General features: G+C 41.1%; 11 protein-coding genes. 8 read left to right on the top strand and 3 right to left on the bottom strand.

The window, feature by feature from the left end:
* The first annotated feature begins 142 nt into the window (after positions 1-142).
* Both ACEYW6_RS35065 and ACEYW6_RS35060 read left to right on the top strand, forming a co-directional pair.
* The gene (locus ACEYW6_RS35065; RefSeq protein WP_412983422.1) at positions 143-655 is read left to right on the top strand and encodes a hypothetical protein; all 513 of its coding nucleotides are present in this window, start codon (positions 143-145) and stop codon (positions 653-655) included.
* Entirely contained in the window at positions 630-812 is a 183-nt protein-coding gene (locus ACEYW6_RS35060) for a hypothetical protein (protein WP_412983421.1), read from the top strand. The genes ACEYW6_RS35065 and ACEYW6_RS35060 overlap by 26 nt, the downstream gene beginning before the upstream one ends.
* On the opposite strand, the gene ACEYW6_RS35055 is transcribed toward ACEYW6_RS35060, so the two are convergent.
* Positions 809-1000 carry an HAD hydrolase-like protein gene (locus ACEYW6_RS35055; protein ID WP_412983424.1) on the bottom strand — a complete coding sequence of 64 codons (192 nt, stop codon included), beginning with the start codon at positions 998-1000 and terminating at the stop codon, positions 809-811. The genes ACEYW6_RS35060 and ACEYW6_RS35055 overlap by 4 nt on opposite strands.
* Positions 1001-1167: 167 nt before the next feature.
* On the opposite strand from ACEYW6_RS35055, the gene ACEYW6_RS35050 reads away from it, so the two are divergent.
* The 3 genes from ACEYW6_RS35050 to ACEYW6_RS35040 all read left to right on the top strand — a co-directional run bounded on the left by ACEYW6_RS35050 (position 1168) and on the right by ACEYW6_RS35040 (position 4886).
* Entirely contained in the window at positions 1168-3174 is a 2007-nt protein-coding gene (locus ACEYW6_RS35050) for a DEAD/DEAH box helicase (RefSeq protein WP_412983420.1), read from the top strand.
* A gap of 55 nt (positions 3175-3229) precedes the next feature.
* Entirely contained in the window at positions 3230-4138 is a 909-nt protein-coding gene (locus ACEYW6_RS35045) for a macrolide 2'-phosphotransferase (protein WP_412983419.1), read from the top strand.
* A 322-nt stretch (positions 4139-4460) separates the two neighbouring features.
* Complete coding sequence (locus ACEYW6_RS35040; RefSeq protein WP_412983418.1) at positions 4461-4886, top strand: GFA family protein; 426 nt, start codon at positions 4461-4463, stop codon at positions 4884-4886.
* Positions 4887-4993: 107 nt separating this feature from the next.
* Here the strand turns inward: ACEYW6_RS35040 and ACEYW6_RS35035 are convergent, their stop codons facing one another.
* A complete protein-coding gene (locus ACEYW6_RS35035) occupies positions 4994-5245 on the bottom strand; it encodes a hypothetical protein (protein ID WP_412983423.1) in 252 nt (83 codons plus the stop codon).
* A gap of 87 nt (positions 5246-5332) precedes the next feature.
* Between ACEYW6_RS35035 and ACEYW6_RS35030 the strand changes: the two genes are divergently transcribed.
* Complete coding sequence (locus ACEYW6_RS35030; RefSeq protein WP_412983417.1) at positions 5333-5521, top strand: hypothetical protein; 189 nt, start codon at positions 5333-5335, stop codon at positions 5519-5521.
* Here the strand turns inward: ACEYW6_RS35030 and ACEYW6_RS35025 are convergent.
* On the bottom strand, positions 5514-6464 hold the full coding sequence (locus ACEYW6_RS35025; RefSeq protein WP_412983416.1) for an RpoD/SigA family RNA polymerase sigma factor: 951 nt from the start codon (positions 6462-6464) through the stop codon (positions 5514-5516). The genes ACEYW6_RS35030 and ACEYW6_RS35025 overlap by 8 nt on opposite strands.
* Before the next feature lie 366 nt (positions 6465-6830).
* On the opposite strand from ACEYW6_RS35025, the gene ACEYW6_RS35020 reads away from it, so the two are divergent.
* Positions 6831-7277, top strand: a complete 447-nt coding sequence (locus tag ACEYW6_RS35020; RefSeq protein WP_412983415.1) for a hypothetical protein — start codon at positions 6831-6833, stop codon at positions 7275-7277.
* 145 nt (positions 7278-7422) lie between these two features.
* Positions 7423-8948, top strand: a 1526-nt coding sequence (locus ACEYW6_RS35015; protein WP_412983414.1) for a strawberry notch-like NTP hydrolase domain-containing protein, incomplete at its 3' end; no start/stop codon positions are given.

The raw sequence follows: 8948 nt of genomic DNA, 5'->3' as shown, positions 1-8948 counted from the left end.
AGAGCAACAAATTGAGTTCTCCCGTGTCACTGTGTTCTCAACTTGAGACTCCGGAGAGTTTTCTGCACCACTAAGCAGTCTCTCTCAAAACTTTAGACTATCAGAACGCGAACTACTAGTTCAAAAACAGTGGCTACATAATATGCAAACTAGCAAGCTTCTCAAAGAACAACAGGATTTCATCAATGAAGCTAATCAACAGATGCCTATACTATTAACTTCCAAGTCAAGATTAATAATTCTAGAAGCAATACTTGTCACTCGTGCTAGAAATGGACAACCTATAGATGATTTATTGACGGCAATTGAAGTAGTCAGAAAGAACGTTCTTGAGATAGATATTCAGCCCAATCTCAATTTAGAAAAGGAGCAAAAAACTCAGCCTCAGAAAAGCAAGGATACACTAATTACCCATCGTCACCAATACGAGCTACCTATTCTGAGCGAAGTTGGTGATTTAATTACTGATGTCCGAAACCTTATATTAATTGTGCCTTTAATTGCGGCTCTATTTGTTTTGATTTTGCCGATTACTAGCCCAAGAATTTGCGATTCTTGGGAGAATGCTACTGGCACTTATGAAAACAAAAGTTTGTTTTGTCAACTTTTAGGTGATTTGAATCGCTTTTTTGAAGACTATCAGAAGCTCAAATGAATTTTTTAGCTCTGGCAAGAATCGCCGGACAGAACTGGAATGGTATTGCGGTTATCCAGCTTGTTTAGCAGCTATGGTAGCGATCGCAGCTGGATTGCTCTTCTTTTTTTGGCATCGCGGTTGGTTCGAGAGTTTTTCCACGACTAAGCATGATTAAGAGGCAGTTATTATCACCTGTGCTGCTATTGAAAGGTTAACCAAAATATAGTCAGCAATTCCTAAACGAGACATTTGGAGCTGAGACTGATTACCTTGAGCTATCAAAATCGATTTGTACCCTGCACTCTGTTCAGCTTCTACATCACCAATATTATCGCCAATAAACCAAGAATTTGGTAAATCTATATTTTTCGTCTATCTAATTTGCTCTTTATAAAGTAAAATCGCATCAACTCAACCCAAAACATCTTTACTACTTTGAGAATTGGGATTATCAATATTTTAACTTGAAGAACTTGTGGCATAATGAGCAATATTCCCACGGGAGAAAAATTCTTGTTGAGGTAGATTAAATGCCTGTTACCTACGAACTTAGAGATTATCAACATCAGTGGATAAAAGATATTTGGAATTCTTGGGAGAAAGGTAATAGGCGGGTGCTTGCACAACTCCCGACAGCCGCCGGGAAAACGGTGTGTTTTGCACATATTTCTCATAAATTCTTTGACCAAGGAAAGCAAGTTTTAGTCATTGCCCATCGGATTGAGTTGATATCTCAAGCTGCCGAAAAACTCTCAGCAATTATCGGTGAACCAGTTGGGATTATCAAAGCAGGTGTTCTGGCTAATCCCGAACGGAGAATCCAAGTTGCTAGCGTTCAAACGTTGAGCAGACGAGAGGTATTAGAGTTGCCAATGAACATTGGACTTTTGATATTAGATGAGGCGCATCATGCAACTGCTTTATCTTATCGGCGACTAATTGAACATTATAAAAGCGCCCAGATATTAGGTGTAACTGCCACTCCTCAGAGAATTGACGGTCAAGGTTTTGTTGATTTATTTGATGATTTGATTGTTGGCATTGACACGGCTTATTTAATTCAGTCTGGGTATTTAAGTAACTTTCGATTATTTGCAACGAATCAAACTATCTCTACTATAGGAGTTGCAAAATCTCGTGGGGATTTTAGAGCCAAAGAGCTAGCGGTTGCTGTCACTAGCCAAATTGGCGTTAGTGAAATCCTTGAGAATTACTTTAAATATGCACGAAATCTTCGTACAGTTATTTTCGCCTGTAGCTTAGAACATTCTCGTGCCCTGGCTGCGGAATTTTCTCGTAATTATATTAGTGCCGAACATTTGGATGGGAAGACTCCCCCACAAGAGAGATTAGAAATATTGCAGCGTTTTCGCAATGGGACAACCCAAGTAATTACTAATTACGAAATCTTAACTGAGGGCTTTGATTGCCCTAATATTGAGTGCGTTTACTGTGTCCGTCCGACTGAGAGCTCTACTCTTTGGCTGCAAATGCTGGGGCGGGTTCTAAGAACTTACACTTTAAAACCAACTGCGGTAATTATTGATATTACCGATAATTGGAAAAAACATGGACTTCCTGATGAAGCCCGCAAATGGAGTTTATTGCCTAAAACTATATCAGAAATACAAAACAAAGGCTTAATTCAATGTGAGCATTGCACCCATATTTTTAAACCGCTAACTGATGAATTAGCTAAAATTGAAGCCGAAGTTGACGAGGATGGAGTGGTGATTCAACATCACCAAGCTATTTGTCCAAGCTGTGGTGAAACGATTGATTTTATTACTAAAGAAAATTCTGCAAAGCCAAGTTTTAGCAGAATTCGACTTAGGCAGGGTTTTAGCCTTGAGCTTGCAGAAATTGACCTTTCTGTTTCTACTTACAGATTAGACTTAGTTACTGATACCATCAGAAGGCAAGGTTTACGGGGTGCGAGTCCCACTAAAATTTATAGCGCCATTTTCATCGCTTTTATTGAAAATATTACTAAATTTACTCTTGGAGATTGGCGCGAAATCGTTAAAATAGTTGAGCCATCCCAATCAGCAATTACCAAAAAAGCATGGGAACTGTACAAGGAAGCTTTTGAGCGACATAAGAACCGCATCCTGGCTATGTCTTTTGTTGAACAGAGAAAGCTTAAACAACAAGGCAGTAGCAATGTGGCGACTAATGTAACGACAATAGAAGCCCTTGGGCAGTTAGAGAATAGTATATTCTGGGAACCAAAACCACAGGAAAAGTCATCTAAGTTCAAAAAGAATTTAGGCGATAATTATTTTAAAATGAAGTACAAATCACAATGGAAACAATCTTTAACTTACTGTTCAATGCTAACAGGTGATTTTTTAAACATAAATGCTGGACTATTCCATGTGGAAACTAAGGATGTATATGTAAATATCTGTATTGAGGTTAGAGAACTTCCTGGGCTGAAATCCAAACTAACAGAGATTTGTGATCCCGCAGAGATTGAATATGCCTTTACTCAAGGGTTTGGGAAGCTTGCTAAGATTATGTTCCGGTTAAGTTGATTCCCAATGTTGTGCAGCAGTAGTCAGCATTCTTGATGCGTAGTGGTAAGGAGACATGATTAAAAAGACAAAATCAAAGCAGGAAGTGCTTGAACTAGCCCACAAGCATAATTTGACTATCCAAGATGACTCGCTGCAATTTAATGAATCGGGTCTTGATTTTCAAGTTGTGTTAGCAAGGGACACTGATGGAGAACGCTGGATTTTGCGTCTTCCTCGGCGGGAGGACGTTCTACCGTCAGTGGGTAAGGAAAAACGCACGCTGGAACTGATTGCTCCTCTTCTGAATGTGGAAGTGCCACAATGGACTATTTGCACAGATGAACTCATTGCTTACCGGGCATTAAGCGGTGTGCCAACAGGCACAATTGACTCTGAAGCAAAAGCTTATGTGTGGGAAATTGATCCAGCAAATCCACCCGACCAGTTTCATAAATCGCTAGCTAAGGGGATTGCCTCTCTTCATCAAGTTAGCATTGAGGAAGCACGCGCAATTGGTCTTCCCATTGAAACCTCTGAAGAAGTACGTGCGGCGATGAAACAGAAGATGGATGCAGTGAAGAATGAGTTTGGTGTTGGTGAAGAGTTGTGGAACCGTTGGCAATCTTGGCTCCAAAAGGATGAGGTTTGGACAAAAGAAACAGTGTTAACTCATGGTGATTTACACGCTGGGCATATTTTGATTGATGCCCAAGTACAGGTAACTGGCTTCATTGACTGGACTGAGGCAGCCGTCACTGACCCAGCCCGTGATTTTGTCGCCCATTACCGCACTTTTGGTGAAGACGCTTTGAATAAGCTGATATCAGCATACGCCTCATCGGGTGGGCGTATTTGGTCGAAGATGGCAGAACAAGTGATTGAACTGGCTGCTTCTTATCCCATAGCCATCGCAGAATTTGCACTGAAGTCAGGTTTAGATGAATATAAACAGATGGCTAGACAATCACTTGGCGTAGGCTAAATCAATATTTTTAGGTAATCGCCATTACTTTTGAACAAAATGGACGTTTATGGCGGTTAGATTACCAAGCATCAAAATAGAACACTGAAACGGCTTTCTTAGTTGGTAAGCCTGTACCCGCATTTCTCACAAGCTGCTTTGCATATAAGTAATAAGTAATAAGTTAAGAATTTTACTCATTACTCCTTACTCACTACTCATTACTCCTCCATTCGAGGTGTGGTGAGAAATCCGGGTGTAGACTATGTATTGTTGGCATTTCCAGTATTAAATAGGGAAAATGTGAGAATTTGAGCGCCTGCATGGAATCGGAGGAAACAATATGTCTAACCTGAGCATTGCAAAAGGTAGTTGCCTGTGTCGAGCAGTAAGCCTTTCCACAACTAGCATGAGTAAAAATGTGGGAGCGTGTCATTGTAGTATCTGCCGCAATTGGGGCGGAGGGCCTCTGTTAGCTGTTGATTGTAAAAGTGATGTTAGCTTCTCTGGTGAAGAAAATATTGGGGTTTATCAATCGTCACAGTGGGCAGAACGTGGATTCTGTAAGCAATGTGGGAGCCATCTATTTTATAAATTGAAACAAAATAACCAGTATTTCATGCCTGTTGGACTATTCGAGAACTGTGAAGGTCTTGTTTTAGATCATCAGGTATTCATTGATGAAAAGCCTAAATATTACTGTTTCGCCAATGAAACTAATGACCTAACAGGGGCAGAGTTATTTGCACAGTTTGCAACTCCTGAATGACTCCTAAACACTAAACTTACTTTTTACCAGTTTGAGTTAGGTTAGGGAGAATGAGCGCACTGCTTCACTCACTTTCATGCGCTCACTCAAAACCTTGAGACAACAAATCATCCGGCTATGTCTTTACCACTCTTGTAGTTCATAGCTCTGGGTTTCCTCTTGCCTATAGGGACTATTTTCGATTGCTTGGGTGCTTGTGGCGGACGGCATTTCTCACAATATAGAGGTCGAATACCAAAGGTTTCTCGTTGTGTGGGTTGTTCGCACTGCTTACACACAAAGTTGAAAACGCGAGTATGAATTTCCCGCTTGTGCGCTCTAACGGTGTACTCTCGGACTTCAATAGTTTTGCTGGGCATCGGTTCTTTCTTCGGTGTTCTATTTATAAGGATAGTTTCTGGCATCAATATATTCATGCACCATTTGATTGAAACAGTAACAATCTGATGGTTTTTCGCCGGGGATTAAGCAGAGGCGATGCCGCCGGAAAGTGCGAATACGCGATCGCACTCCTGACAGCCGCAATTGGAGGCATCTTTAACAGCAGTGGCGATTTGTTTCCAGCCTTTGGAGTAGCGAGTTCGACTTATATAAATGAAACTAGAGTCCAACAACCCTTAGTTAGTCCTAATTAAGAAGATAGTCTTTGATCTTATTTTGATGAGAGCGCAAAATTTTCAAACCTTGATGTTCAGTTTTACGAACTGTTTCTCGACAAAGATTTAGGCGTTCTGCAACTTGACTTAAGGTCAATTGCTGATTATCTTCCAATCCAAAACGTAGAGTCAATACTTCTCGTTGCCTTGGATTGAGCAATGCCAGCAACTTACTCAAGTCTTGATGTAAAAGCTCTTGAGTTATTTGCTCATCTAGAGAAATACCATCCATCGGTAAAATATCAGCTAGTTCAGTTTCGCGCTCATCTCCAACTCGCATTTCTAGCGACACTGGAGTGCGCGAAACGTGAAGATATTCCCGTATTTGATTGGGCAATACATTTAAGGATTCGGCTATTTCTGCTACAACTGGAGGACGACCCAAAGATTGAGACAGTTGCTGCTGTACTCTCCTGATTTTGTTTAATTTTTCGTTGATATGGATTGGCAGACGGATAGTGCGAGACTTTTCTCCAATCGCCCGTGTAATTGACTGCTTAATCCACCAATAAACGTAGGTCGATAGTTTATAGCCTCGGTTGGGATCAAACTTTTCGATTCCCTTTTGCAAACCCAGTGCCCCTTCTTGGAGCAAATCGAGAAAATCTAAGTTGTGGTTCTGGTATTTTTTGGCGATCGCTACTACCAATCGTAGGTTCGCTGTCACCATTTTATGTTTAGCTTTTTGACCTTGTTGAACGATTGACTGTACTTCAGCTTCGGTTTGCCCAAGTGAGGTAGCTAATTCTCTTGTGGTTGGTTCTCGCTTTAATTGAAGTGCAAGGCTTGAGCGCTGTTCTTCAATCGCCATCATCTGCTGTACAAGCCTAGCATTTGTAATCTCTTGCTCAGGAGTTAGCAGAGGGTAGCGTCCGATTTCTTTGAGGTAGGAGCGAACTAAGTCGGTAGTTGGATTAGGCATACTTTCAATTAATTGTGAGGACTGCTTTTATTTTTCGTTTAAGTCAAATTTTTATTTCAATAATTAGCTAACAAATCAAATCTTAATCATAGACTTAACTCTAAGTTTATCTTTGAGCAAATTTATAAATATAATACTTGAAATCGTTAAATAGGTAAACACTAAAATCTGCTTTATTTTGTAAATAAACTTTAAAGTAATGGATGAATTTGGTTGGATTAAATTAGAGGTACGCTACGCTAATTTTAGAGTGAAGTCCTCTCTTGAAGAGAGGATATGTTCAAATTCGCTTCATATTTGGACAAGGCTCAAATCCGCTTTGCGTAAATCAATTGAAAATCACAAATACTTAGTTGAGAAATAATCATGGATATACAATCTCTACTTACCCTAGCAATAATAGCTATCTTTTGGGCATTTGTTACTCTCGTCATGTTCCAGTTCATTAACGGGCTATTTGTATCGGCTGCTTACGCTAGTAATGTGGTTCCAGTTAGCAATGGGAATATAGCCGCTTCTACAATCCCATCAGTATCAAAAGTAATCACATCACAAGCGATGACTTTTGAAAAATTGCCAGATCCTTGGACATCAGAGGATGAAGTTATTCATCGTACCAGTAACGAAGCAGTTATTCTCTCATTCCCTACATTGAGATTACTGCCTCCAGTTAAAGAAATTTCGCCACAACAAAAACGTACTACTCGCTCAAATAAAGCTAACAATGCTGGCAACAAATCACCGAAAACTAAAAAGGCTGATGTAAAGTCTTCAGGCAAGCGCAAGCTAGGTAGACCACGTAAAGCTGGCTAATTCGCTTTTTAACCCTCGGCTGATCACCGAATAATAAATGTGTGAAAGTTTAAAAGCTCAAATGAGGCAATTACTTGCCTCATTTATTAATAAGAGAAAGGCTTCGCCATCGCAAAAGTGAAAAAGTAATATTGTGGGTGATGCAATGGTACAGCAACTTTTCACTCAAGGTTCTTTATTCGATTTGCAAACAGTAATCGATTATGGGCAGTCAGTTATTAATGTTGCCCAAGAGCTTGCAAAAGTTTTAATAGATAATCGCCCTCTCTCTACGAAAACTGTTCAAGCCCAGATGAATCGCTATTTTCTAGGCACTGCTGCGTCCGGTGCGTGGCAGTGGAAAGACGCTTACGAAGCAGTGGAAGTGGCGCAAATCTTATATCTGCGTCATCTGGAAATTAAGATTTTATCACAACAACCTCAAGTGGTTGTGCAACAATTAGAAGAATTAACAGCCCTCTGCCCGACGCATACTCGCCGTAGTGAAGAATCAGTACAGCTTCAGCAATTCTCCACCCCTCTGCCGCTTGCTTATCTGGTAGCAAAATCAGGATTTATACAAGCTACTGATTTGGTGCTGGAGCCAAGTGCCGGAACTGGTTTGTTAGCACAAATGGCTAAACTGCACAGTGCAAGTCTGATGCTCAACGAGCTTGCACCCGATAGAAGTAAGATTCTGCGGCGATTATTCCCTGGTACACCATTATTCTCAGTAAACGCGGAACAAATTAACGACTATCTGGTTGGCAAGACTCAGCCCTCAGTTGTTCTGATGAATCCACCTTTCTGTGCATCTCCCAAAATCAACAGTCGCAATCCCGACGCAACAAAAAGGCATATCAACTCGGCATTGCAAAGACTGGCTGACGGTGGACGATTGGTAACAATCACAGCCAACTGGTTCTCTCCCAATAATCCTACTTGGCGAGAGACTTTTGTTAAGTGGCAGGATTTTGCGCGAGTTCTACTGTCTGTTGGGGTCAGTGGCAAGGTGTACTCCAAACACGGGACGACGATGGAAACCCGAATTACGGTAATCGATAAAGTCCCAACTGATAATCACAGTGACATCCCCTGTATTTCCGAAACCTTGGACTTGCCCGAACTGCTAGCGTTGATTGAGCAATTACCTAAGCGATCTTCGTGGGAACGCTCAGAGATCAAAGCTACTGCGATGGCGTACCCGCCCGCCGTAGGCATCGCTAAAGTTGTTCAATTGCCAAAACGTACTACAGTTGCACAACCAGAAACAGTTTCCTTTCTTCCAGACGACATAGTAGTGCTGGAATACGAAGTCGTCGAGTGGTCTGCAAATGATGGACTCAAAGATACTTTATATGAAACTTATCGCCCACAACGAATCCGGATCAAGGACGCTTTACCTCATCCCTCGCTGCTTTGCGAAAGTGCAGCCCTAGCACTTGTCTCGCCACCAGCACCAACTTATAAACCGCATCTACCACAAAACATTATCACACAAGGCTTGTTGTCATCAGCACAACTTGAAAGCATTATTTACGCAGGTCAGGCGCACTGTGAATTTCTGTCTGGGTCTTATATTGTGGATGATTCATGGGATAATGTGACTGTAGCGGGGGAGCAATGCGATTTTGTGAGGTCGGCTAAAAAAGGTGCGATCGCTAAATTCTTGTCTCAGTGTTCATTATTTAT

The organism is Nostoc sp. UIC 10607 (genome assembly GCF_047228265.1).
Taxonomy (GTDB): Bacteria; Cyanobacteriota; Cyanobacteriia; order Cyanobacteriales; family Nostocaceae; genus Nostoc; species Nostoc foliaceum_A.
Note: the sequence above shows the minus strand (reverse complement) of the source record. Positions and strands in the feature narration are given on the sequence as shown.

Excerpts from the sequence above, each read along its gene's own strand:
- ACEYW6_RS35065 (WP_412983422.1), top strand. The coding sequence starts at position 143 with ATGCAAACTAGCAAGCTTCTCAAAGAACAACAGGATTTCATCAATGAA.
- ACEYW6_RS35050 (WP_412983420.1), top strand. The coding sequence starts at position 1,168 with ATGCCTGTTACCTACGAACTTAGAGATTATCAACATCAGTGGATAAAA.
- ACEYW6_RS35045 (WP_412983419.1), top strand. The coding sequence starts at position 3,230 with ATGATTAAAAAGACAAAATCAAAGCAGGAAGTGCTTGAACTAGCCCAC.
- ACEYW6_RS35040 (WP_412983418.1), top strand. The coding sequence starts at position 4,461 with ATGTCTAACCTGAGCATTGCAAAAGGTAGTTGCCTGTGTCGAGCAGTA.
- ACEYW6_RS35035 (WP_412983423.1), bottom strand. The coding sequence starts at position 5,245 with ATGCCCAGCAAAACTATTGAAGTCCGAGAGTACACCGTTAGAGCGCAC.
- ACEYW6_RS35030 (WP_412983417.1), top strand. The coding sequence starts at position 5,333 with ATGGTTTTTCGCCGGGGATTAAGCAGAGGCGATGCCGCCGGAAAGTGC.
- ACEYW6_RS35025 (WP_412983416.1), bottom strand. The coding sequence starts at position 6,464 with ATGCCTAATCCAACTACCGACTTAGTTCGCTCCTACCTCAAAGAAATC.
- ACEYW6_RS35020 (WP_412983415.1), top strand. The coding sequence starts at position 6,831 with ATGGATATACAATCTCTACTTACCCTAGCAATAATAGCTATCTTTTGG.